The organism is Plantactinospora sp. CA-290183 (assembly GCF_050936375.1).
Classification (GTDB): domain Bacteria; phylum Actinomycetota; class Actinomycetes; order Mycobacteriales; family Micromonosporaceae; genus Plantactinospora.
Window position 1 is genome coordinate 109879 of the sequence record NZ_JBNJMX010000003.1, and the last position, 24090, is coordinate 133968.

Annotated in this window: 18 protein-coding genes and 1 tRNA gene; 13 read left to right on the top strand and 6 right to left on the bottom strand. The window is 72.7% G+C overall.

Features of this window, described 5'->3' with window-relative positions:
* The first annotated feature begins 120 nt into the window (after positions 1–120).
* The 8 genes from ACQEUR_RS08625 (at position 121) to ACQEUR_RS08660 (ending at position 13086) form a co-directional block, all read left to right on the top strand.
* Complete coding sequence (locus ACQEUR_RS08625) at positions 121–1473, top strand: Gfo/Idh/MocA family protein (protein ID WP_433028071.1); 1353 nt, start codon at positions 121–123, stop codon at positions 1471–1473.
* A gap of 18 nt (positions 1474–1491) precedes the next feature.
* Positions 1492–2928: a glucuronate isomerase gene (uxaC, locus tag ACQEUR_RS08630; RefSeq protein ID WP_433028074.1), complete on the top strand. Its 1437-nt coding sequence runs from the start codon at positions 1492–1494 to the stop codon at positions 2926–2928.
* Entirely contained in the window at positions 2925–4235 is a 1311-nt protein-coding gene (locus tag ACQEUR_RS08635) for an enolase C-terminal domain-like protein (protein ID WP_433028077.1), read from the top strand. Before uxaC ends, ACQEUR_RS08635 begins: the two co-directional genes overlap by 4 nt.
* Positions 4226–5722: a mannitol dehydrogenase family protein gene (locus ACQEUR_RS08640; protein WP_433028080.1), complete on the top strand. Its 1497-nt coding sequence runs from the start codon at positions 4226–4228 to the stop codon at positions 5720–5722. Before ACQEUR_RS08635 ends, ACQEUR_RS08640 begins: the two co-directional genes overlap by 10 nt.
* Before the next feature lie 58 nt (positions 5723–5780).
* Complete coding sequence (locus ACQEUR_RS08645; protein WP_433028083.1) at positions 5781–7043, top strand: Gfo/Idh/MocA family protein; 1263 nt, start codon at positions 5781–5783, stop codon at positions 7041–7043.
* A gap of 255 nt (positions 7044–7298) precedes the next feature.
* Positions 7299–8660, top strand: coding sequence for a pectate lyase family protein (locus ACQEUR_RS08650; RefSeq protein WP_433028087.1), 1362 nt, complete (start codon positions 7299–7301; stop codon positions 8658–8660).
* 120 nt (positions 8661–8780) lie between these two features.
* Positions 8781–10403, top strand: coding sequence for a family 16 glycoside hydrolase (locus ACQEUR_RS08655; protein ID WP_433028090.1), 1623 nt, complete (start codon positions 8781–8783; stop codon positions 10401–10403).
* A gap of 157 nt (positions 10404–10560) precedes the next feature.
* On the top strand, positions 10561–13086 hold the full coding sequence (locus ACQEUR_RS08660; RefSeq protein ID WP_433028093.1) for a pectate lyase family protein: 2526 nt from the start codon (positions 10561–10563) through the stop codon (positions 13084–13086).
* A 132-nt stretch (positions 13087–13218) separates the two neighbouring features.
* Here the strand turns inward: ACQEUR_RS08660 and ACQEUR_RS08665 are convergent, their stop codons facing one another.
* Positions 13219–14310 (bottom strand): ABC transporter ATP-binding protein, encoded by a 1092-nt coding sequence (locus tag ACQEUR_RS08665; protein WP_433028097.1) that lies wholly within the window; start codon positions 14308–14310, stop codon positions 13219–13221.
* Between the two features lie 323 nt (positions 14311–14633).
* Between ACQEUR_RS08665 and ACQEUR_RS08670 the strand changes: the two genes are divergently transcribed.
* Positions 14634–14710, top strand: a tRNA-Thr gene (locus tag ACQEUR_RS08670).
* 66 nt (positions 14711–14776) lie between these two features.
* Here ACQEUR_RS08670 and ACQEUR_RS08675 read toward each other — a convergent pair.
* Together ACQEUR_RS08675 and ACQEUR_RS08680 are read right to left on the bottom strand one after the other, a co-directional pair.
* Positions 14777–15403 (bottom strand): hypothetical protein, encoded by a 627-nt coding sequence (locus ACQEUR_RS08675; protein ID WP_433028100.1) that lies wholly within the window; start codon positions 15401–15403, stop codon positions 14777–14779.
* A complete protein-coding gene (locus ACQEUR_RS08680; protein ID WP_433028103.1) occupies positions 15400–15708 on the bottom strand; it encodes a hypothetical protein in 309 nt (102 codons plus the stop codon). The genes ACQEUR_RS08675 and ACQEUR_RS08680 overlap by 4 nt, the downstream gene beginning before the upstream one ends.
* Positions 15709–16044: 336 nt before the next feature.
* Between ACQEUR_RS08680 and lhgO the strand changes: the two genes are divergently transcribed.
* Positions 16045–17232, top strand: coding sequence for an L-2-hydroxyglutarate oxidase (lhgO, locus tag ACQEUR_RS08685; RefSeq protein WP_433028106.1), 1188 nt, complete (start codon positions 16045–16047; stop codon positions 17230–17232).
* Positions 17233–17316: 84 nt separating this feature from the next.
* The gene (locus ACQEUR_RS08690) at positions 17317–17553 is read left to right on the top strand and encodes a hypothetical protein (RefSeq protein ID WP_433028109.1); all 237 of its coding nucleotides are present in this window, start codon (positions 17317–17319) and stop codon (positions 17551–17553) included.
* Positions 17554–18034: 481 nt separating this feature from the next.
* Here the strand turns inward: ACQEUR_RS08690 and ACQEUR_RS08695 are convergent, their stop codons facing one another.
* Positions 18035–19549 (bottom strand): FAD-dependent oxidoreductase, encoded by a 1515-nt coding sequence (locus ACQEUR_RS08695; RefSeq protein WP_433028962.1) that lies wholly within the window; start codon positions 19547–19549, stop codon positions 18035–18037.
* A gap of 5 nt (positions 19550–19554) precedes the next feature.
* Entirely contained in the window at positions 19555–20052 is a 498-nt protein-coding gene (locus tag ACQEUR_RS08700) for an MSMEG_6728 family protein (RefSeq protein WP_433028112.1), read from the bottom strand.
* 120 nt (positions 20053–20172) lie between these two features.
* Here ACQEUR_RS08700 and ACQEUR_RS08705 point away from each other — a divergent pair, with 120 nt between their 5' ends.
* Positions 20173–22005, top strand: a complete 1833-nt coding sequence (locus tag ACQEUR_RS08705; protein ID WP_433028115.1) for a potassium channel family protein — start codon at positions 20173–20175, stop codon at positions 22003–22005.
* Positions 22006–22010: 5 nt separating this feature from the next.
* On the opposite strand, the gene ACQEUR_RS08710 is transcribed toward ACQEUR_RS08705, so the two are convergent.
* On the bottom strand, positions 22011–23213 hold the full coding sequence (locus tag ACQEUR_RS08710; RefSeq protein WP_433028118.1) for a DUF4032 domain-containing protein: 1203 nt from the start codon (positions 23211–23213) through the stop codon (positions 22011–22013).
* Positions 23214–23320: 107 nt separating this feature from the next.
* On the opposite strand from ACQEUR_RS08710, the gene ACQEUR_RS08715 reads away from it, so the two are divergent.
* The gene (locus ACQEUR_RS08715) at positions 23321–24085 is read left to right on the top strand and encodes a phosphatase PAP2 family protein (RefSeq protein ID WP_433028121.1); all 765 of its coding nucleotides are present in this window, start codon (positions 23321–23323) and stop codon (positions 24083–24085) included.
* Positions 24086–24090: the final 5 nt, after the last annotated feature.

Below are 24090 nucleotides of genomic sequence, written 5' to 3' on the forward strand. Positions count from 1 at the left end.
AGCCATTCCAGGGCCGCCAAAAAGGACATAGGCCGCAGGTTGGCCACCAATCGTTGACGAGCCGGCGGGGGCGTGGTTACTTCTCCTGCAAACCTTTGCAGTAATCGGAGGCGAATCGGGATGTCGGCAACACCTGACGGCCGGAGCTCGGCGGCACCTGGACGACGGCTTCGCTACGCCCTGGTCGGCACCGGGGCCCGGGCCGAGATGTTCGTCCGGGCGCTGGTGCTCGACCACCCGGACACCGCCGAACTGGTCGCCTTCGCCGACGTCAACCAGGCCCGGATGAACGCGCACAACGCCTGGCTGGAGGAGCTCGGCTTCCCGGCCGTGCCGACGTACCAGGCGGCCGACTTCGGCAGCATGCTGGAGAAGGAGCGCGTCGACGTGGTCCTGGTGACCACCGTCGACCGGACCCACGACGAGTACATCGTCACCGCGCTGCGCGCCGGCCGCGACGTGGTCACCGAGAAGCCGATGACCACCGACGTACCGAAGTGCGAGCGGATCCTGCGGGCGGTGGCCGAGACCGGGCGCAGCGTCTCGGTGGCGTTCAACTACCGCTACAACCCGCTGCACGAGAAGGTCCGCGAGGTGCTCGCCGAGGGCACGATCGGCGAGGTCGGCTCCGTCCACTTCGAGTGGCTGCTCGACGTCCGGCACGGCGCCGACTACTTCCGGCGCTGGCACCGGGACAAGGCCAACTCCGGCGGCCTGATGGTGCACAAGGCGAGCCACCACTTCGACCTGGTCAACTGGTGGCTCGACGCGACCCCGGTCGAGGTCTACGCCGCCGGCCGGCTCTTCTTCTACGGCGAGAACGGCATCCGGCACGGCTACGCCCGCGACTACGACCGGGTGCACGGCGCCCCGGCCGCCGCCGACGACCCGTTCGCACTGCGGCTCGCCGAGCACCCCCGGCTGCGCGCGCTCTACCTGGAGGCGGAGTCCGAGGACGGCTACCACCGCGACCAGAACGTCTTCGCCCCCGGGGTCACCATCGAGGACGACATGTCGGTGCTGGCCAAGTACTCCACCGGCGCGACGATGACCTACCACCTCACCGCGTACTCGCCCTGGGAGGGCTACCGGGTGATGTTCAACGGCAGCCGGGGGCGGCTGGAGCTGCACGTGGTGGAGAACGACTTCGTCAGCCCGCAGGCGGCCGGCGAGCTGAAGGGCGCCGCCCTGCACGGCACCGAGGCGGCCGCCGAGGAGGGCTCGGCGCGGCTGACCGTACACCCGTTCTGGGAGCAGCCCCGCGAGGTGCCGGTCGCCGGCTACACCCGCGGCGGGCACGGCGGCGCGGACACCCGGATGACCGCCGTACTCTTCGGCGGGCACGCCGACCCGCTCGCCCGGGCGGCCACCGCCCGGGACGGCGCGCTCGCCCTGCTCACCGGCCTGGCCGCGAACCGGTCCTTCGAAACCGGCCAGCCGGTCCGCGTCGCCGACCTGCTCACCCTTCCCTGACCCGCGAGGAGCCTGCTGGTGTCTGCCCAGTCCGACCGGCCCGACCTGCTCTTCCCGTCCGAGCCCGGCCAGCGGGCGATCGCCCGCGAGCTGTACGCGCTGGTCCGGAACCGGCCGATCATCTCGCCGCACGGGCACGTCGACCCGGGCATGGTCGCCGACGACGCCCCGTTCCCGGACCCGGCGCGGCTGATCATCGTGCCGGACCACTACCTCACCCGGATGCTGTTCAGCCAGGGGGTGCCCCCGGCCGACCTGGGGGTGCCGTCGGTGACCGGCGAGCCGGTGGAGACCGACGGCCGGACCATCTGGCGGCGGTTCGCGGCGCACTGGCACCTGTTCCGGGGTACCCCGTCCCGGCTCTGGCTGGAGGAGACCTTCGCGAACGTGTTCGGGGTGCACACCCGGCTGTCACCGGAGACCGCCGACGAGATCTACGACGCGATCGCGGCGCAGCTCGCCGAGCCGGCGTTCCGGCCCCGAGCGCTCTTCGAGCGGTTCAACATCGAGGTGCTGGCCACCACCGAGTCGCCGCTGGACGACCTGGGCCGGCACGCCAAGCTCGCCGCCGACGGCTGGGGCGGGCCGGGCGGCCGGGTGGTCACGACGTTCCGGCCGGACAACGTCGTCGACATGGAGTTCGACGGCTGGGCCGGCAACGTCGAGCGGCTCGGCGCGATGACCGGCGAGGACACCGGCGGGTACGCCGGCTACCTCGCCGCGCTGCGCAGCCGGCGGGAGGCGTTCATCGCCGCCGGCGCCACCTCCTCCGACCACGGGCACCCGACCGCGCTGACCCTGCGGCTGGACCGGGCCGAGGCGGCCACCCTCTACGAGCGCGGGCTGCGCGGCGAGGCCACCCCCGAGGACGCCGAGGCGTTCCGGGCGCACATGCTGGTGGAGTTCGCCCGGATGTCCATCGAGGACGGCCTGGTGATGCAGCTGCACCCGGGTTCGGTGCGCAACCACAACCGGTGGCTGTACACCCGGCACGGCCGGGACGTCGGCGGCGACATCCCGCAGGCCACCGAATACCTGCACGCGCTCACCCCGCTGCTGGACGCGTACGGCAACGACCCCCGGCTGCGGGTGGTCCTCTACACCCTGGACGAGTACACCTTCACCCGGGAACTGGCCCCGCTGGCCGGCGGCTACGCCGCGCTCTACCTCGGCGCACCGTGGTGGTTCCTGGACTCCCCGGAGGTGCTGCGGCGCTTCCGGGAGGCGGTCACCGAGACCGCCGGCTTCTACAACACCGCCGGGTTCGTCGACGACACCCGGGCGTTCTGCTCGATCCCGGTACGCCACGACGTGGCCCGGCGGATCGACGCCGGGTTTTTGGCCCGGCTGGTCGCCGAGCACCGGCTGCCGATCGAGGAGGCCGCCGAGACCATCGCCGACCTCGCGTACCACCTGCCCAAGAAGGTCTTCAAGCTCGGGAGTAAGAACCAGTGACGGTCACCATCACCGGCGTCGACGTGCACGACGTGCGGTTCCCGACCGCGGCGGCCGGCGACGGCTCCGACGCGATCAACCGGGGCGACTACTCCGCCACCTACGTCGAGCTGCGCACCGACGCGCCGGACGGGGTGTTCGGGGCCGGGTTCACCTTCACCAACGGCCGGGGCAACGAGATCACCTGCGCCGCCGTACGGGCACTGGCGCACCACGTGGTCGGGCTGACCGTCGAGGAGATCGCCGCCGAACCGGTCGCGTTCTGGCGGTCGCTCACCGCCGACGTGCAGCTGCGCTGGCTGGGACCGGAGAAGGGCGTCATCCACATGGCGACCGGGGCACTGGTCAACGCCGTCTGGGACCTGCGGGCCAAGCTGGCCGGCGTACCGCTGTGGCGGCTGCTCGCGCAGCTGCCGACCGAGGAACTGGTACGCAACATCGACTTCCACCACATCAGCGACGCGCTGAACCCGGCGGAGGCGGCCGCCATCCTGGACAAGGGGCAGGTCGGCTGGACCGACCGGCTCGCCGAACTGGAGCGCGACGGCTTCCCGTCGTACACCACCTCGGTGGGGTGGCTGGGTTACCCGGACGAGAAGGTCCGGGCGCTGACCCGCGAGGCGTACGCCCAGGGGTGGCGGGCGATGAAGATGAAGGTCGGCGGGCCGATCGACGACGACGTGCGCCGGGCGCGGATCATCCGCGAGGAGATCGGCCCGGACGCGCTGCTGATGATGGACGCCAACCAGGTCTGGGACGTGGACGAGGCGATCGAGAACATGGCCCGGCTGGTCGAGGCCGACCCGTACTGGATCGAGGAGCCGACGCACGCCGACGACGTCCTCGGGCACGCCCGGATCGCCGAGGCGGTGGCCGGGCTCTCCGACGGGCGGTGCCGGGTCGCCACCGGTGAGGTGGCCGCCAACCGGGTCATCTTCAAGCAGCTCATGCAGGCCGAGGCGATCGGGGTCTGCCAGATCGACGCGTGCCGGATCGGCGGGGTCAACGAGGTGCTCTCGGTGATGCTGATGGCGGCGAAGTTCGGGGTGCCGATCTGCCCGCACGCCGGCGGCGTCGGCCTCTGCGAGTACGTCCAGCACCTGGCGATCTTCGACTACCTGCGGGTCGGCACCTCGCTGGAGGGCCGGATGGTCGAGTACGTCGACCACCTGCACGAGCACTTCGTCGACCCGGTACGCACCCGGGGCGGGCGCTACCTCCTGCCCGAGCAGCCCGGCTACAGCGCGACGATGCGGCCCGCCTCGATCGCCGAGTACTCCTTCCCGGACGGGCCGGTGTGGCGGTGACCGGCGGCGTGTCCCGGCTCGGCCTCGCCGCGCTGCGCCGGCTGCCCGAGTCCAGTCGCCCGCTGGTGCGTCCGGGCAGCGTCCCGGCCGGCATCGTGCACCTCGGGCTGGGCGCGTTCCACCGGGCCCACCAGGCGGTCTACACCGAGGTCGCGCTCGCGCGGGCCGGTGGCGACTGGGGCATCGTCGGGGTGGCGCCGCGCAGCACCGACACCGTGCACAAGCTCGCCGAGCAGGACTGCCTGTTCAGCGTGACCGCCATGTCCGGGGAGGGGAACCGGACCCGGGTGGTCGGCTCGCTCGCCGGGGTACGGCACGCGGCCAGCGATCCGGCCGCGATCGTGGCGCTGCTCGCCGACCCGGAGATCCGGGTCGTCACGCTGACGGTCACCGAGAAGGCGTACCAGCTCGATCCGGCGACCGGCCGGCTGCGGCCGGACGAGGCGGTCGCCGCGGACCTGACCACCGACCGGCCGCCGGTGACGGTGCCCGGGCTGCTGGTCCGGGGCCTGCTCGCCCGGGCCGCCGCGGACGCCGGGCCGCTGGCCCTGGTGAGCTGCGACAACCTGCCGTCCAACGGCAGGCGGCTGCACGGCCTGGTGACCCAGTCGCTGGAGTACGCCGACGGCCGGCTGCCGGCCGGGGCGGCGCAGTGGGTGGTCGACAACGTCAGCTTCCCGGGCACGATGGTCGACCGGATCGTGCCGGCGAGTACCGAGCGGACCCTGGCCGACGCCGAGCGGGCCCTCGGCTTCCGCGATCTGGCGGCGGTGGCCGCCGAGCCGTACCTGCAATGGGTCATCGAGGACGTCTTCCCCGCCGGCCGGCCGGCCTGGGAGCGGGCCGGCGCCGTGCTCACCGACGACGCCGGACCGTGGGAGAGCCTGAAGCTGCGGGCGCTGAACGGGGTGCACTCGGCCACCGCCTACCTGGGCGCGCTGGCCGGTCGGGAGACCATCGCCGAGGCGCTGGAGATCCCGCACCTGCGGTCGACGCTGCGCCGGCTGATCGCCGAGGACGTGGCGGCCAGCTTCACCCCGCCGGAGGGGGTGTCGGTGGTCGACTACGGCGAGGAGGTGCTGGAGCGGTTCGCCAATCCGGTCCTCCGGCACCGCACCATCCAGATCGCCATGGACGGCACCCAGAAGCTGCCGCAGCGGGTCCTGCACACCATCGCGGACCTGCGCGCGGGCGGGGCCCGGCCCCGCTGGGCGGCCCTGGTGGTCGCGGCGTGGATGCGCTTCGTGCAGGGCCGGGCCGACGACGGTACGCCGCTGCCGCTGGACGACCCGCTCGCCGAGCGGATCCGGGCGGCGCTGGCCGAGGGCAAGGCCTCCCCGGTGGGTGTGGTGGACGCGCTCTTCGGGCTGACCGAGGTATTCCCGGCCGAGCTGGCCGCCGACGACGAGGTCCGCGAGTTGGTGGTCGAGTGGCTGACCGCGCTCGACCGGCACGGCGTGGAGAAGACGCTGGCGGGTGCGGCGTGAGTGCGAGGAGTGAGCCGGGTTTGCGAGCCCCGCAGTCACGAACGGAAGGCGGTGCGGCGTGAGCGCGTCCGGTACGGCGGCCGGGGCCCGGTCCGCCGGGGCGCCGCCGAGGGTGGCGCTGGTCGGGGCGAGCGGGCACGGGCTGTGGCACCGCCGGACGATGGCGCCGCTGCACGAGGCGGGCCGGCTCGACCTGGTCGCCCTGGTCGACGTACGGCCGGTGGAGGCACTGCCGGACGCGCCGGTCCCGCCCGGGACCGGGGTCTTCACCGACCACCGGGAGATGCTGGCCGCCGTACGCCCGGACGTGGTGGTGATCTGCACGCCGCCGCACACCCATCTGCCGATCGCGCTGGACGCGCTGGCGGCCGGGGCGGACCTGCTGCTGGAGAAGCCGCCGGTGCTGTCCCTGGCCGAGCACCGCGTCCTGGCCGACGCGCTGGCGGAGGCCGGGCGGGTCTGCCAGGTCGGCTTCCAGGCGCTCGGTTCGGCGGCGCTGGGCGAGCTGACCTCGGCGGTGTGCGACGGCCGGCTCGGCACGGTCACCGGGATCTCCACGGTGGCCTCCTGGCAGCGGACCGACGGCTACTACGCCCGTTCCCCGTGGGCCGGCCGGCGCAGCGTGCACGGCCGTCCGGTGCTGGACGGGGTGCTGGTCAACCCGCTGGCGCACGCCGTGATGCAGTGCCTGGCGGTGGCGCGGGCGGCGGTGTCGGCCGGGGTCGCGGCGGGGCGGCCGGACGGCGCCGAGACCTCGGACGCGGCCTGGCCGGCGCAGGTCGAACTGGAGCGCTACCGGACCCGGCCGATCGAGGTGGACGACACGGCGTCGCTGCGGGTCACCCTCGGCGGTGGCCTGCCGGTGGTGGCCGCGGTGACGCTGGCCGGCGAGGACTTCATCGCGGGCGAGGTGGTCGTGCACGGTACGGCCGGCCGGGCCGTGCTGGAGTACCCAACGGACCGGCTGCTCCTGCCCGGTGAGCCGGGGCTACGTGAAGTGCCCGGTCGGGCCGGGTTGCTGGCGAACCTGCTGGAGCACCGGGATGACCCCGGGGCGGTGCCGCTGATCGCGCCGTTGGCTCGTACCGCCGCCTTCACGGCGGTCGCGGAGGTGATCCGGGCGGCTCCCGAACCGGCGCTGGTCGAGGGGGACCCGGTGGTGTCCACCGGTACCCCGCCGGACCGGGTGCTGACCATCCGGGGGGTCAACGCGGCCCTGCGCCGGGCGGCGGCCGAGGGTGCGCTGCTGTCGGAGCTGGGCGTGCCGTGGGCGGTGAAACCGCACCGGGCGACGGTGCCGGAGGAGGCGGGCGATGCGTGACGGGCGGCCCGGTCGTACCGGGACCGCAAACGTGCTGCAAACAGCGGGGACAACCGTCCGGTAGGAATCGGACCGAATAGCACTCTTCTCGGCATCCGGTGGCCGGGCGAACCTCTATTGCCCCTATTTCCTGCAACATACCTGCAAACGCAGTGCATTGACACTTTTAACTGCTCCTACCTACCGTTCCTTATCAAGAGGATTTCGTGTTCGTCAACGGGATCCGGTGAACGGACAACGGACGCGGAGAGTGCGATGCGAGGAAACAGGGTGACCGCCGCCGTCGTCGGCATCTGTGTCGCGACGGCCTCCGGGGCACTCGCCCCGACGGCCGCGGTGGCGGGCGGGGACGGTGACCGGCCCAGCTGGACCGCCCGGCTGCTGGGCCGGCAGGCCCTCCCGGCCGGTGACGGCTGGGCCGCCGCCGGCCCCGGTACGACCGGCGGGTCGACCGCGGCGCCGGACGCCGTGCACGTGGTCTCGACCCGGGCCGAGCTGGTCGACGCGCTGGGCGGGGACAATGCCACCAACCGGGAGAACGCCACACCGAAGATCATCTACGTCGACGGTCTGGTGGACGGCTTCGAGGCACCCGACGGCCGCCTGCTGGGCTGCGCCGACCTGGCCGATCCGGGATACTCGCTCGACGCCTACCTCGCCGCGTACGACCCGGCGACCTGGGGGCGGGTGCCGCTGACCGGGCCGCTGGAGGAGGCCCGGGTGCGCTCGGTGGCGAACCAGACCGCGCAGACCCAGATCAACGTCGGCCCGAACACCACGATCATCGGGCTGGACGGGGCGACCCTGGCCGGGCTGACCCTGATGGTGGACACCGCCAACAACGTGATCGTGCGGAACCTGACCTTCTCCGACGCCCGGGACTGCTTCCCCGCCTGGTCGCCCACGGACGGCGAGACCGGGGCCTGGAACTCCCAGTTCGACCTGATGTCGGTGCGGCGCAGCGAGAACGTCTGGGTGGACCACAACACCTTCACCGACGGCGACAACCCCGACAGCGCCCAGCCGGTCTACTTCGGACGGCCGTACATGGTGCACGACGGGTCGCTGGACGTCACCCACACCGCCAGCCGGGTCACCGCCTCGTACAACCGGTTCGTGGCCCGGGACAAGGTCATGCTGATCGGCTCGTCCAACACCGTCGGCCCGGACGTCGGCCGGCTGAACGTGACGCTGCACCACAACCTCTTCGACGGCACCGCCCAGCGGGTGCCCCGGGTGCGCTTCGGCCAGGTCGACGTCTACAACAACCACTACCGGCTGCACGGCGACGCGTTCAGCTACGCGCTCGGCGTCGGCGTCCAGTCGGCGATCGTCGCCGAGAACAACTACTTCAGCCTCGGCTCCGGCATCACCGCCGCGGACCTGCTCTACGACTGGGGCGGCACCGCGATCACCGAGCGCGGCAACTGGGTACGGGCCGCCGGCGCCGCGCCCCGCCCGGTCGACCTGCTGGCCGCGTACAACGCCGCGCACGATCCCGACCTCGGCGCGGACTCCGGTTGGACCCCGACGCTGCGTGCCGGACCGGTGCTGCCGGCCCCGCTGGTGCCGCTCGCGGTGGCCCTCCTGGCCGGCGCCGGCCGGCTCCCGGTGTAAGGAAGGGCCCCTTCCTATCGCTTTTTGTATAGGAAGGGGCCCCTCCTAACACCTCAGGCGACGCGGCCGCCGCTCGCCGCGGTACCCATCACCCGCACCACCACCCTGAGGAGGTTCACCATGCGCACACACCGGGCCCGGGGCAGACCCCGCTGGCGGCTCGTCGCCGCCGCGGGCGCCGTCGGACTGCTCACCGCCGGCGTCACGGCCCTGGCGATGCCGTACGCCTTCGCCGACACCCTGCTGAGCGACAACTTCGAGGACGGCAACTCCACCGGCTGGTCCACCTCCGGCGGGAGCTGGTCGGTGACGACCGACGGCTCCCGGGTCTACCGCCAGTCCGGGCAGAGCAGCGACGCCCGTACGTTGACCGGCACCGCCGGCTGGACCGACTACGCCGTTCAGGCCCGGGTGAAGCCGACGGGCTACAACGGCACCGACCGACACGTCGGGGTGATCGCCCGGGCGCAGAGCAGCAGCAACTACTACGCCCTGGTGGTCACCGGCAGCGGCGGGGTGCAGATCGTCAAGCGGGCCGGTTCGGCGCCGACCACGCTGGCCAGCGGCTCGGCGGCGGTACCGGTGAACACCTGGGCGACGCTGCGGCTGGAGGCGGCCGGCAGCTCGCTGCGCGGGTACGTCAACGGCGGCCTCGTGGTGCGGGCGAGCGACAGCGGCTTCCCCGCCGGCCGGGCCGGCCTGGTCGCCTCGTACGCCAGCGGCTCCTTCGACGATGTCGAGGTGGCCACGGTCAGCGGCACCCCGCCGACCGGTGAGCCGACGGGTGGGCCGACGCTGCCGCCGACCGGACCGCCGCTGGATCCGGGCGCGCCGCCGATCGGCTTCGCCTCGGTCAACGCGCTCGGCCAGAACGGCACCACCGGCGGCGCCGGCGGCCCGACGGTGACCGTCTCCACCGCCACCGACCTGCTCACCGCGATCGGGCAATCCGGTCCGTTGAACATCCGGGTGAACGGCATGATCGCGCTGCCCGGACCGATGCACGACGTGACCTCGGACAAGACCATCGTCGGGGTGGGCGCCAACTCGGGGATCACCGGCGGCGGCCTGAACATCGGCCTGCCGGCCAGCGACGTGACCAGTCCGCCGGCCAACGCGGTACACAACGTGGTGATCCGGAACCTGAACTTCCGGGACACCGTGGACGACGCGATCAACGTGCAGATGTTCTCGCACCACGTCTGGATCGACCACAACGACCTGTCGGCCGGCTACGACGGTCTGATCGACATCAAGCGCGGCTCCAGCTACGTGACGGTGTCGTGGAACCACACCCACCACCACACGAAGAACATGCTGCTCGGCCACGACGACGGCAACGCCGCGCAGGACACCGGCTACCTGAAGGTGACCTACCACCACAACTGGTTCGACCGTACGCCGCAGCGCAATCCCCGGGTCCGGTTCGGCGACCCGGTGCACGTGTTCAACAACTACTTCGTCTACAACACCGACGTCGGCGTCGCCTGTCAGCTCAACTCCGGCTGCGTGGTCGAGGGCAACTACTTCGAGGACGTCGAGGTGCCCTGGTCGATCAGCTACTCCGGCTCCCGTGGCCGGCTGGTGGCCCGCAACAACGTGCTGGCCGGGACCAGCGAGCCGGGTGACTCCGGCGGTTCGGTGACCGAGCCGAGCACGTACTACCCGTACACGGTCGACGACCCGAACGGCATCCGGTCGACGGTCATGGCCGGCAGCGGCACCGGCAGGCTCGCCTTCTGACGCCGTTCGCCCGTCCGCTGCTCCGCTGACGGTCGCGTCGCCCCCCGTCCCATCCCCGCCGTGACGGGGCCGACGCGACTCCAAGAGATCGACTTATGTCGATCTTGCTATCTGAATCCGCAGGATCGGTCGGTCCTGCGCACCCCGAGGAGGTTCTGTGACCCCCACCACCGAAACCCGGCGGAGACATCGCCGAGGTCTCCTGACCGCGACCGGCGCCGCGCTCGCCGCGGTCGCCCTCGCCCTCGGCATGGGCGCGGTCGCCCAGGCCGCCACGCTCTTCTCCGACGACTTCGAGGACGGCAACTCCACCGGCTGGTCGACCTCCGGCGGCAGCTGGTCGGTGGCCACCGACGGCTCCCGGGTCTACCGGCAGGGCGGCACCAGCAGCGACGCCCGGGCCCTGGCCGGCACCGCGAGCTGGACCAACTACTCCGTACAGGCGACGGTCAGGCCGACCGCGTTCAACGGAACGAACCGGTTCGTCGCGCTGCTGGCCCGGGTGCAGAGCAACACCAGCTACTACTACCTGGCACTGCGCAGCAACAACACCGTCGAACTCAAGCGCCTCTCCAACGGCTCCGCCACCACCCTCGACACCGGCAGCGTGCCGGTCAGCGTGGGCAGCACGTACACCCTGCGGCTGGACGCCACCGGGACCACCCTGCGCGGCTACGTCAACGGCACCCTGCTCGCCGAGGGCACCGACAGCCAGTACGGCACCGGCCGGATCGGGGTGGCCACCTTCAACGCCACCGCCGACTTCGACAACCTGGTGGTCGACTCCGAGGGCGGCGGCACCCCGACCACGCCGCCGACGACACCACCCACCACCCCGCCGGGCAACCCGGGCAGCAACGTCGCCGACGGCTGGGCCTCGGTCGACGCCTGGGGCCAGAACGGCACCACCGGCGGCGCCGGCGGGCCCACCGTCACCGTCACCTCGGCGTCCCAGTTCGTCACCGAGGCGGCCTCGGCCGGACCGAAGATCATCCAGGTCAGCGGGATGCTCAGCCTGCCCGGACCGATGCACGAGGTCAGCTCGGACAAGACCATCGTCGGGGTCGGCGCCAACTCCGGCTTCACCGGCGGCGGCCTCAACATCGGCCTGCCGATCGACGACGGCATCACCTCGCCGCCGGCCAACGCGGTGCACAACGTCATCCTGCGCAACCTCAACTTCCGGGACTGGCCGGACGACGCGGTCAACGTGCAGATGTTCTCGCACCACATCTGGATCGACCACAACACCTGGACCACCGGCAGCGACGGTGGCGTCGACGTGAAGCGCGGCTCGTCGTACGTGACCATCTCGTACAACCACGCCGACGGCACGGACAAGAACATGCTGCTCGGCCACGACGACGACAACGCCGCACAGGACACCGGCCGGCTGAAGGTCACCTACCACCACAACTTCTTCGACAACACCCAGCAGCGCAACCCGCGGGTGCGCTTCGGCGACCAGGTGCACGTCTACAACAACTACTACCTCAACACCGGGGACTACGGCGTCGCGGCCACCGAGGACTCGGGCGTGATCGTCGAGGGCAACCACTTCGAGAACGTCGACGACCCGTACCACCTCGGCGAGGCCGACTCCGGCCCCGGCCGGCTGGTCGCCCGGAACAACTGCCTGGTCAACTCGGGCGAGGGCGAGACCGGCGGCAGCGTCAGCAACCCGCCGTACGCGTACACCGTGCAGCCCGCCTGCGAGATGAACACGGTGGTACCGGCGCAGGCCGGGGTGGGCCGGGTCGGCCTGCCCGGCGGCGGCGGACCGGCCACCCCGCCGCCGACCACGACCCCGCCGCCCGCCGGCAACCCGGCGCAGACCGGGCTGATCGGCTGGGCCACCCAGAACGGCGGCACCACCGGCGGTGCCGCCGGCCAGACGGTGACCGTGACCAACGGCGACGACCTGGCCGAGGCGCTGGAGGAGGACGCGCCGCTGACCATCCGGGTACAGGGCTCGCTGAGCATGCCGGACACCATGAACGACGTCCGGTCCGACAAGACCGTGCTCGGCGTCGGCACCAACGCGACCCTGGACAACGGGCTGAACGTCAGCGGCGCGACCAACGTCATCATCCGCAACCTCACCTTCCGGGGCTGGGACGATGACGCGATCAACGTGCAGGGCTCGCGCAACGTCTGGATCGACCACAACACCTTCGACAGCGGCTACGACGGCGCCGTCGACATCAAGCGGGAGTCGGACTTCGTCACCGTGTCCTGGAACCGCGTGACGAACCACACCAAGAGCATGCTGCTCGGCCACGACGACGGGCACACCGCCGACATCGGCCACCTGCGGGTCACGTACCACCACAACTGGTTCGACGCGAGCCTGGAGCGGCACCCGCGGGTCCGGTTCGGCAACCCGGTGCACGTGTTCAACAACTACTACTACGGCGCGGACTACGGCGTGGCGTCCACCATGGACGCCGGGGTGCTGGTCGAGGGCAACTACTTCGAGAACGTCACCCGGCCGACCGCGGTCGGCTACGCCGAATCCGACCCGGGCTCCCTGGTCCAGCGGAACAACGTCTTCGTCAACTCCGGTACCCCGGAGAGCGCCGGATCGGTCGCGGCCATCCCGTACCCGTACACCCCGGAGAACGCGGACAGCGTGAAGTCCGCCGTCACCGCCGGCGCCGGCGCCGGCCGGATCCAGGTGTAAGGAAGGGCCCCTTCCTATCGCTTTTTGTATAGGAAGGGCCCCCTCCTAACACGTCAGCCGGGACAAGGCGACGGGGGCGGTCACTCCGTCAGGAGTGACCGCCCCCGGCCTGGTGGATCGGAACGGCTCGCCTCAGATCCGGCTGCCGGTGACCGCGTGGAAGGCGTGGTTCCGGCCGGTACGCGGCTTCACGTGGACGGTGTCGCCCATGTTCGGCATGGTCCGGCGGTCGGTACGGACCACGAACCGCTCGGAGACGCCGTTGAGGGTGGCGTGACCGTAGACGTTGGCGTCCGAGCCGAGGTCCTCGACCAGCTCGACGACCAGCGCCAGGCCGCCCTCGGAGGGGGCGACCAGGTCGCAGTCCTCGGGCCGGAAGCCGACGGTGACCTGGCCGGTGCCACCCTCGGCCTTGGCGGCGGCGATCTGCTCGCGGGTCAGCGGCACCTTCAGGTCGGCGAACTCGGCGCCGTCCTCGGTCAGCGGCACGGTCTTGATGTTCATGGCGGGGGAGCCCATGAAGCCGGCGACGAAGACGTTCGACGGGGCGTCGTACAGCTCCCGCGGGGTGTCGACCTGCTGGAGCACGCCGTCGAGCATGACCGCCACCCGGTGGCCCATGGTCATGGCCTCGACCTGGTCGTGGGTGACGTAGACGGTGGTGACGCCGAGCTTGGCCTGCAACGTCGCGATCTGGGTACGGGTCTGCACCCGGAGCTTGGCGTCCAGGTTGGACAGCGGCTCGTCCATGAGGAAGACCTGCGGCTCGCGGACGATCGCCCGGCCCATCGCGACCCGCTGGCGCTGGCCACCGGAGAGCGCCTTCGGCTTGCGGCTCAGGTAGTCCTCCAGTTGAAGGAGCGCGGCCGCCTCCTTCACCCGCCGGTCGATCTCCGACTTCGACGTCTTGCGGAGCTTGAGCGCGAACGCCATGTTCTCGTAGACGGTCATGTGCGGGTAGAGCGCGTAGTTCTGGAAGACCATCGCGATGTCGCGGGCCTTCGGCGGCAGGTGGGTGACGTCGCGGGTGTCGATGTGGATCGAGCCGTCGTCGACATCCTCCAGGCCGGCGAGCATCCGCAGGCTGGTGGACTTTCCGCAGCCGGAGGGGCCGACCAGGACGAGGAACTCGCCGTCGCCGATCTCGAGATCCAGGTGGTCGACCGCGGGACGCTCGGTACCCGGATAGATCCGGGTTGCCTTGGAGTAGGTGACCGTAGCCATGGTGAAGCGCTTCCTTTCACCGGCAGGAACGTGCCGGACGATCCGAGTGAAGGAGCGACCGGCGCGTTGCCCGCACCGGTCCTCTGGACGCCATCCCGGCGCCAGGGCAGCGTCGGGGTGTCGTCCGTGTCACGCCACGGTAAACGTGTTTTCCTCACGTGCCAAGGTCGTGGGCCACAGTTGGGACGCGGCCGACGCACATTTCGGGCATCCGGGCACGGCTCACCACCAAGCGTCGCGGTGCCCCGACCACTCCGGAGTGCCGCGTCGGTGCCTGCGGTGCTACCAGGCGATCTGTGGCTATGCTGACCACGAACAACAGCGCCCCTGTAGCTCAGCTGGCCAGAGCACTCGCCTTGTAAGCGAGATGTCGCCGGTTCGATCCCGGCCGGGGGCTCCAGTACCGCCAGGTGGACCCTGAAGATCAAATCCATACCGTACGTGACAGCCCGCCGGGTGCACCGCCCTACCGGCGGCGGCCCCCCTCCGCGACGGCGACGCAGACGCTGATCTCCTGCGGACCGTCCGGCGTGAGCACCGAGAGGCTGCGCGGCACCGTACCCTCCGGGCAGGTCGTTCCGGGCGGCCCGGACGGTCCCGGCGGTCCGGGCGGGCCCTCCTCGCCCGATGGCCCCGGCGGGCCCTCGGGGCCGGGCGGGCCGGCTCCACCGTCCGACCCGGCCGCGCCGGGCGGCCCCGGCTCGCCGTTCGTGCCGTTCGTTCCCGGCGGACCCGGGGGGCCCGCCGGGCCGGGCGGTCCGGTGGCACCGGGCCGTCCGTCCCGACCGTTCAATCCGGGTACGCCGGGCGGGCCGGGCGCCCCCTGCGGCCCCGCCGGACCAGGGGCGCCGCGCAGGTCGGCGGGATCCACCACGCAGTCGCCGCCGAGCTGGCGTACCTGCTGGCAGAGCTGTTCGGCGCCGGAGACGGCGGTGTCCGCGCGGTGCTGCTGCACGGCGGCCTGCTTGCCCAGCCGCGACGCGCCCCAGCCGGCCCCGGCGGCGATCAGCGCGGTGGCGACCACCACGATGACCAACCGGCGGCGGCTGCGCCGGGCCATCCGGCGGCGGAGGTCCAGGGTGTCATCGCTCATCGCGGGCCGTCCGACCGGTGGCGGGCGAGTTCGCGTTCGAGGATCGCCAGTCGGTCCTCGGTGGCCCGTCGGGCACTGCGGGCCTCGTCGACGGCCTGTTGCAGACCCTCGGCGCGCTGCTCGGCGGCATCGGTGCGCCGCGCGGCCTCGTCCGCCCGCTTCTCGGCCTTGTCGATGGCCTCCTGGTATTCCTTGCGGTCGGCGCGGTTGGCGTTGAGCAGGTAGCCCACCACCATGACGAGCAGGCCGCCCACGCCGAAGGCGCCGACACCGCCGGCCGGGATGAAGTTTGCCAGTTCACCCACACGTCAACCCGCCGATCTCGCCAGCTTCGCCGCCGGCTCCGCCACCCGGGCGGTGTGCCGGAGCGCGGCGGCGATCTGGTCCGGGCGCCGGCTGTCGTGCCCGGCTCGTATGCCGGGCCGGCGAGTGCGGGTAGGACGCCACCGGACCTCCTATGGTGAATAGGTTTTCACTGGGGCGATCCGGGCCCACCGTCGATATTCGCCGGTATTCATGGCGTTGCGGGGAAAACGTCGACAACCCGACAGTACGGGCCGACCCGATCCGGTACGCCGCTCAGCCCGGCCGGAGCGCCCGCGCACATACCATCGACGGATGCCGGTGGCCGGGGAGCGCGGATGACCAGGTACGCGATCGTGGGTGGCGGGATCATCGGCCTCGCCGTGGCGCACCGGCTGCGGGCCGACCGCCCCGGTGACGCCGTCACGGTGCTGGAGAAGGAGCCGATCTGGGCGGCCCACCAGACCGGGCACAACTCGGGGGTGATCCACGCCGGCGTCTACTACCGGCCGGGCAGCCTCAAGGCGACCCTCTGCCGGACCGGCAGCGCCGCCATGGTCGCGTTCTGCGCCGAGCAGGGCCTGCCCTACCGGATCTGCGGCAAGCTGATCGTCGCGACCGAGCCGGACGAGCTGCCCCGGCTGCGCGACCTGCACGAGCGGGCCGTCGCCAACGGGCTGCCGGTGCGGCTGGTCGGTGCGCTGGAGGCGGCCGAACACGAACCCGAGGTCTCGGCGGTGGCCGCGCTGCGGGTCGAGTCCACCGGCATCGTCGACTTCGGCGCGGTCTGCCGGCGGCTCGCCGAACTGCTCGCCCAGGGCGGGGCGGACCTGCGCCTGGCGACCCGGGTCACCGGGATCCGCCGCCGGGCCGGGGGTGTGCTGCTGGAGACCACCTCGGGCGAGGTGGCCGCCGACGTGCTGGTCAACTGCGCCGGGCTGCATGCCGACCAGCTCGCCCGGCTGGCCGGCGTACGCCCGCCGGTCCGGATCGTGCCGTTCCGGGGCGCGTACCACGAGCTGCGGCCCCAGCGGCGCGACCTGGTGCGGGGGCTGATCTACCCGGTACCGGACCCGCGGTTGCCGTTCCTCGGCGTGCACCTGACCCGCATGATCGACGGCAGTGTGCACGCGGGCCCGAACGCCGTACTCGCCACCGCCCGGGAGGGCTACTCCTGGCGCCGGGTGGATCCGCGCGACCTCTGGGAAGCGGCCAGCTACCCCGGGCTCTGGGCACTGGCCCGCCGGCATTACCGGTACGGCCTCACCGAGGTGACCCGGTCACTGTCCCGGCGGCGGTTCGCCGCGAGCCTCGCCCGGCTGGTGCCGGCGCTGACCGAGGCCGACATCGTTCCCGCCGGCTCCGGCGTACGTGCCCAGGCCGTACGCCCCGACGGGACGCTGGTCGACGACTTCCTCATCGTCGAGGCGGAGCGGCAGGTACACGTGCTGAACGCGCCGTCCCCGGCCGCGACCAGTTCGTTGGAGATCGCCCGGCACATCGTCGCCCGCCTGCCGGTCGACTGACCGGCGACCACCGCGCAGGTTAGTGACGCAGCGTCACCGCATCGGGTGATAGCCATCGATAGGCCGAGTGCAGACACTGGCGGTGTGGACCACCCCGCCTCCACCGCCGCCCTGCTGCTCGGCGTGTCGCTCGGCCTCTTCGCCGGGATCGCGCTGGCCGTCGCCCGGCGGGCCTGGACGGACTACACGAAGACGAAGGCCCTGCTGCCGGGGATGCGTGGGGTCGCCTGGACGCTGACCCGGGTCGCCACCACCCGCACCGGAATCGTGCTGCTGATCTGCCTCGTCGCCGTGGGCTGGGCGGCGGCCGACCGGCCGTGAACCGGCGGGCCCCGGTGCGGGAGTCGTGAGGGAGGCGATCCGGATCAGCAGGGCCGGCGCCCGGCGGTGACGTCGAGCGTGCCGGTACGGCGAGGGCTGGCGGCCGGCGGGACCCCCGTGCCCGCCGGCCGCGCGGTGTCGGGCCGAGCCGCGCCCCCCGCGCGGTCCCGGCCCCCGCACCGCCCTCGGTACCGGATCTGTGCCGCCCGTTCGGCGGCCCGTACAGGGCCGGCGGAAGCGGGTTGCCGCCCCACCGGCGGAGACCGGGTGGGCGCCCCCAAGGTAGATCGATGCGTAACCGGGCGGCAACGCATTTACCGGCGGAAATGCGCCGGCAGGAACGCGACCAGCGGAAATCCGGCCAGCGGCGGAAGTGGCCACCGGCAAGGCCTCCCGACCGGCAGGAACCGTCGGCGGTGACCCGGCGACCGGCGGAACAGGTGGCGGTCCGGTGCGGCGGTCCCGGGGCGGGGACCGACGGTCAACGCCGGTCCGCCCGGGCCAGCAGGCCGTACGGGCGGATCGAGCGGACCGGCTCCGCCGCAGCGCCCTCGCGGCGCAGGATGTGGTTCGCGGCGAGGATCCCCGTCGTCGCGGCCCGCTCCAGCAACGCACTCGGTACGTCGCTCGCGATGCCGTCGCCGGCCAGGTAGAGCCCCTCCGCCCCGCCGACCACCCCGGGGCGGCCGGCGTGCTCTCCCGGCCGGAACGACGGCGCCTGGCGCTCGACCCGGGCCCGCAGGTCCCGTACCGGCAGGTCGGCGAGCTCCGGCCAGAGCCGGCTCAGTTCGAGTCGCATCCGCTCGGCCAACTCCGTCGCCGGCACCCCGTCCGGGCAGGCGTAGGCGTGCAACTCCAGCACCGAGCCGCCGGTGCGCTCCGCCCAGCGCCGGGCCCCGGTCTCCAGCCGGTGGTACAGCGTCACCGAGTCGAGGGTGGGCTGCCGGGACACCCCGCTGAACACCGGCCGGTCCGGGCGTACGTCCCCGGCCAGCCAGTACCGCGCCACCGCGTACGGCGGTCCGACGCCCAGCGTGCGACCGGCCGGCACGGGCAGGTCGGCCAACAGCCCCGGCAGCGCCGGCGGGTCGACGGCGAGCACCAGGTAGCGGGCGGCGTACCCCGGTCCGGCGTCGTCGTCGACGTGCACCCGCCAGCCGGCGGCGTCCCGACCCACCTCGACCACCGGCCGGCCGGTGAGCACCCGCGCGCCGCACCGGTCGAGATAGCCGGCCAGCGGCCGCCAGATCGCGGTCTCGTAGTCCCGGTCCGGGGCGTCGAAGGCCAGCCCCTCCGGATTGCCCAGGAAGTAGAAGTGGAAGTTGGCCACCAGTTCGGCGGCGGAGAGTTCGGCCTCGTGGTTGAAGAACGAGTGCGCGAACACCTCGAAGAGCATCGCCCGGGCCCGGTCCGGCAGCCGCAACGCGTCGAGCAGCCCCTCGGCGGCCACCGCGTCGAACTCGGCGTAGCTGCGCACCGGGTGGTACGCCAGCAGGGGGCGGGCCGCCGCCGCGTCCATCCGGCGCAGGTCCCGCAGCCGCAGGCTCGGGCTGCGGGCCAGCAGGGCGAGCAGGTTCATCGGCGGCGCGGCGGGAAGCCGGCCGAACTCCTCGGCCGGCCAGCCCCGGTGCAGCACCGGATAGCCGGGCACCGGGCGCAGGAAACCGAGTGCCGGGTCGATCCGGCGCAGGATCGACCGCCAGTTGTAGTACTGCCGGAAGAACGCGTGGAAGCCGTGGTCGACCGCCTGGACCGTGCCGTCGGCCAGCGTCTCCGGCCAGCTGCGCAGCCGCCCGCCGAGGGTCGGCTCTCCCTCCAGGACGGTGACCCGGACGCCGCGCTCGGCGAGCACGACCGCCGCCGAGACGCCGGCCACGCCGCCGCCGACCACCAGCGCGTCCACCCCGGCCGCCACCCGGGCCGTGCCGCCGCCGCCGGGGTCGGCCAGCTCCGGGCGTACGCCCACCAGCCGGGCCAGCCATCGGGAGGCGTCCACCGGCGTCACGCCGCCCCGGGTGTCGGGGGACGGCAGCCCGGCGGCCGGTCCGAAGCCGGCCAGACGTACGGCAGGTCGGGCGGAACCTCGCCGAAAAGCGGTCCATAGTGGGCGGGAGACTTGCGCACCAGCGCGGATCGGTGGCTCAGGTGCAGGTCCTCCCGGCCGAGCCACGGCGGCAGCTCCCCGGCCTCGGCCAGCTCGTCCTGCCGGCGTACCCGGTCCAGGCCGCAGCCGGCGGCGAGATCGCCGACCAGGGTGCCGGCGCAGGTGTCCGCCCGACCGGTCGAGCACCACTGGTCGCAGACGTCCAGCCCGTACCGGACCAGCGCCTCCTCGTAGCCGGCCCACATCTTCACCGCCGGGTGGTGCCGCCAGCCGTACCCGGGGCGGACCAGCCCGCGCAGCACCTGCAGCGCCTCCACCCGCTGCTTGCCGAGCCGCAGCTGGTCCAGGCTCCGGGCGCTCTGCGCGAAGTCCGGGTACGGCAGAAACGTCTGCACCGGTCCGTTCTACCCCGAACCGGCGGTGGTTCGCGGGCGGTTGGGGTGTTAGGAGGGGGCCCTTCCTATACAGAAAGCGATAAGAAGGGGCCCTTCCTTCTGCCAGTAGCATCGGCGGGCATGGCGGACCTGTGGCGTACCCGGGCCCGGAGGGCGATGCAGACCCGGCTGCGCGACGGGCTGCGATCCAACGGGGAGACCCGGGCGCACTACGTGGTCTGCGGGGAGAACGCCCTCGCGTTCCAGCTGGTGCACGAGCTGCTGGCCAACGATCCGCAGGCCGGCGCCACCCGGATCACCGTGGTCGTGCCGCACCGGCGCCGCCCCGACGTGCCGGACATCCGGACCCTGCCCGGGATCCGGGTGATCCGGGCGGACCGGCTCGACGAGGACACCTTCCGGGCGGCCGGGCTCGCCGCGGCCAGCGGGCTGGCCCTGCTCCAGCAGGACGACGTGGGCAACATCCACGCGGCGCTCTGCGCCCAGGAGGTCAACCCGGACGTGCCCGTGGTGATGCGCATGTTCAACATGAGCCTCGGCAACGGCGTACGGCAGCTGATCCCGCACTGCACCGTGCTCTCGGACGCCTCGATGGCCGCCCCCGCGTTCGTCGCCGCCGCGCTCGGCGAGGTGGCCCCGACGTACTTCCGGCACGGCGGCCGGACCCTGTACGTCGCCCGGCGCGCGGACGTGCGCCCGGAGCACGTGGTCTGCGGGCTGGCCGACACCCGGGACCCGAACCATCCCCGGGTGCTTCCGGCGGATCAGGAGAGCGCCGACCTGGTGCTGGCCGAGGCGACCGGTCAGCCGGCCGGTACGGAGGTGGCCGCCCGCCGGCTCGTCCGGGCCCGGCGGTGGCGGCGCCGCCCCGCCGTGATGCTGCTCCGGGCGATGCGCTCGTTCGCCACCCGCAAGATCGGGATCGCCACCATCGTGGTGCTCTCGGTGATCATGGTGCTCGGCGTGCTGCTCTACTTCGCCGAGCATCCCGAGAGCATCTGGGAGTCGCTCTACCTCACCATCGTCACCACGATCAGCGGCGCCGACCCGGACGTCGACAAGGAGACGCCCGCCCAGATCATGCAGGTGGTGTTGAACCTCGCCGGGCTGGCGCTGGTGCCGCTGATCACCGCCGCGGTGGTGGACGGGATCGTGAACGCCCGGCTGGCGCTGGACGCCGGCCGGCTGCGTACCGACCGCGAGGGGCACGTCATCGTGGTGGGGCTGGGCAACGTCGGTACCCGGGTGATGTGGCAGCTCACCGACCTCGGCGTCGAGGTGGTGGCAATCGACAAGGACCCGGAGGCCCGGGGTGCGCCGGTCGCGCGGCGGCTCGGCGTACCGCTGGTCGTCGGTGACGTGGCCTCGGAGGAGACCCTGGCGACCGCCGGTGTGCAGACCTGCCAGGCGCTGGTGGTGGTCTCCACCGAGGACGTCAGCAACCTGCAGGCGGCGCTCAACGGCCGGGCCATCCGGGACGACCTGCGGGTGGTGCTGCGGCTCTACGACGGCGACCTCGCCGAGCGCATCCAGAAGGCGTTCGACATCAACATCTCGCGCAGCGTCTCGCACCTGGCCGCGCCGTCCTTCGTGGCGGCGCTGCTCAACCGCGCGGTGATCGCGACGATCCCGATCGACCGGCACGCCCTGCTGGTCGCGGAGGTGACCGTGGCGGTCCGCGCGGAGCTGGTCGGTCGGGAACTCGGCGCGGTCGGCGGGATCGAGGGGGTACGGGTGATCGCGCTGACCCGGGCCGGCCAGGCCCGTCCCGACTGGACGCCGGCCGCCGACACCCGGCTCGGCCCCGGCGACCGGCTCACCGTGGTGGTCCGGCGGGCCGGACTGAGCCGCCTGCTCAAGCAGGCCGCGACCCCGCCACCGCCCCCGCCGGTCGTGCCGCCCGCCCCGCCGCCGCGCCGTCCGCCGCCGCGCCGCCCACCACCGGCCCGGTGACCGGCTCAGCCGACCTCGACGCCGAGCACCGCCTGTTCGTCGGGGTGGTGCACCAGCACGTCGGAGAGGAACGACTGTACGGCCGGCGCCAGGCCGACGTCCCGACCGGACTGTTCGGACAGTCGCCACCGGTGCTCGATGACCTGCACGAAGAGTTCGGCCGGCTCCAGCTTTCGCCGCAGGTGTCCCGGTACGGCCCGGACCACCGGCTCGAAGACCTCGGTCAGCCAGCGGTGTGCGGCCTGCTGCTCGTCGGTGAGGTCGCTCTCCGCCCGGTAGGTGTCCAGGTCGTTGAGGAGCCGCCGGGCCTGGTTCTCCTCGGCGTCCAGGCCGGTCAGCCGGAGCAGTCGGCGGCTGTGGTAGCCGGCGTCGACCACCTTCGGCCGGACCAGGTAGCGTCCACCGTCCACCAGCGACATCGCCACCTCGGCGACGTCGAAGCCGAGTTCGTTGAGCCGGCGGATCCGGCCCTCGATGTCGTGCCGCGCCTCCCGCTCGATCTGCTGCTCGTAGGTGATCTCGTGCCAGAGGCCCTCGTAGCGGCGGACCACCTCCTCGCAGACCACCTCGGGGTCGATCGAGTCGTGCAGCAGCCCGGCGGCCTGTAGGTCGAGCGCCTCGCCGAAGATGTTGACCCGGGCGATCTCCAGGTCCTCGCTGCGCTGGCCCTTGGAGAGCTGCCGGTGCAACGCGCCCGTCTCGGCGTCGACCAGGTAGGCGGCGAAGGCCCCGGCGTCCCGCCGGAACAGGGTGTTGGAGAGCGAGCAGTCGCCCCAGAAGAAGCCGGTGAGGTGCATCCGGACGATCAGCGCGGCGAGCGCGTCGAGCAGCCGGCTCATCGTCTCCGGGCGCAGGGTGCGGGAGAAGAGCGCCCGGTAGGGGAGCGAGAACTGGAGATGCCGGGTGATCAGTACCGGGTCGAGCGGTTCGCCGTCGTCGGTCTGCCGGTCGGCGACGATAGCCACCGCCTCCACCGAGGGGAAGTCGATCCGTTCCAGGGCGCGCAGCAGGTCGTACTCCCGCTCGGCGACCCGTTCGCCGGTCTCCTTGACCGCGTAGACCGTGCCGGCCAACCGGACGAACCGGACGATGTGTCGGGAGATGCCCTGGGGCAGCGCCACCAGCTGGTCGGCGGGCCACTGCTCCAGCGGTGTCGACCAGGGAAGGTCGAGCAGCGCCGGGTCGACGAGGGCCGAAGTGATCCGCACAGGTACCAAGGATGCCGGGCCGAGCGGCCCACCGCCTCCCAGCGTGGTTGGGCACACACCGCCACCGCCGCCCCGGGCCCGGTCCGCCGGCCCGGTAGCGTGGTCGGATGCGGGAAACCACGACGGTACGGCGGCTGCCTCGGCTCCGGCCGGTCAGCCCGCGCGGCTGGTGGCCGGACGGCGTCCTGCTGGCGGCCGTGGTCGCGCTGACCGCCGCGCTCGCCGCCGGCCAGCTCCTCGACCTCGACCTCGCGGTACGGGACTGGGTCAACGCGCACCGTCCGGTGCCGGCGGAATGGGTGGCGATCGTCCTCAACTTCCTCGGCCAGGGCGGTTGGGTGCTGATGCCGGTCGCCTTCGGCCTCGGCGCGCTGGTCGCGTGGCGCACCCGGTCGGTCCGGCCGCTGCTGGTCGGCGTCGGCGCCTTCGCGCTCACCTCGTTCACCATCGGCCCGTTGAAGATCTGGACCGGCCGGGCCGCGCCGAGTTCGGAGCTGCCGCCGGAGGAGACGGTGCGGCTCTTCGCGCCACTGCCGGCCGACGAGTGGAGCATGTCCTACCCGTCCGGCCACGTTGGCAACGCCATCGTCTGGTACGGCGCGATCGCGCTGCTGCTCGCCGCGCTGCTGCGTACGTTCGACCGGCCGGACGCCCCGCCGGCGCTGTACCGGGCGATCCGGATCGCGCCACCGGCCATCGTCTTCTGCACCACCACCTACCTCGGCTGGCACTGGATCACCGACTCGATCGCCGGGCTGCTGCTCGGGTTGCTGCTGGACCGGCTGCTCGCCCGGGTGCCGTGGGACGACGTACCGCTGCCGGCCCTGCCCGGCGGGGTCGACCGACCCGGGGTGTTCACCTCCGGTCCCTAGGATCC

Excerpts from the sequence above, each read along its gene's own strand:
- ACQEUR_RS08625 (WP_433028071.1), top strand. The coding sequence starts at position 121 with ATGTCGGCAACACCTGACGGCCGGAGCTCGGCGGCACCTGGACGACGG.
- ACQEUR_RS08650 (WP_433028087.1), top strand. The coding sequence starts at position 7,299 with ATGCGAGGAAACAGGGTGACCGCCGCCGTCGTCGGCATCTGTGTCGCG.
- ACQEUR_RS08655 (WP_433028090.1), top strand. The coding sequence starts at position 8,781 with ATGCGCACACACCGGGCCCGGGGCAGACCCCGCTGGCGGCTCGTCGCC.
- ACQEUR_RS08665 (WP_433028097.1), bottom strand. The coding sequence starts at position 14,310 with ATGGCTACGGTCACCTACTCCAAGGCAACCCGGATCTATCCGGGTACC.
- ACQEUR_RS08675 (WP_433028100.1), bottom strand. The coding sequence starts at position 15,403 with ATGAGCGATGACACCCTGGACCTCCGCCGCCGGATGGCCCGGCGCAGC.
- lhgO (WP_433028106.1), top strand. The coding sequence starts at position 16,045 with ATGACCAGGTACGCGATCGTGGGTGGCGGGATCATCGGCCTCGCCGTG.
- ACQEUR_RS08705 (WP_433028115.1), top strand. The coding sequence starts at position 20,173 with ATGGCGGACCTGTGGCGTACCCGGGCCCGGAGGGCGATGCAGACCCGG.
- ACQEUR_RS08715 (WP_433028121.1), top strand. The coding sequence starts at position 23,321 with ATGCGGGAAACCACGACGGTACGGCGGCTGCCTCGGCTCCGGCCGGTC.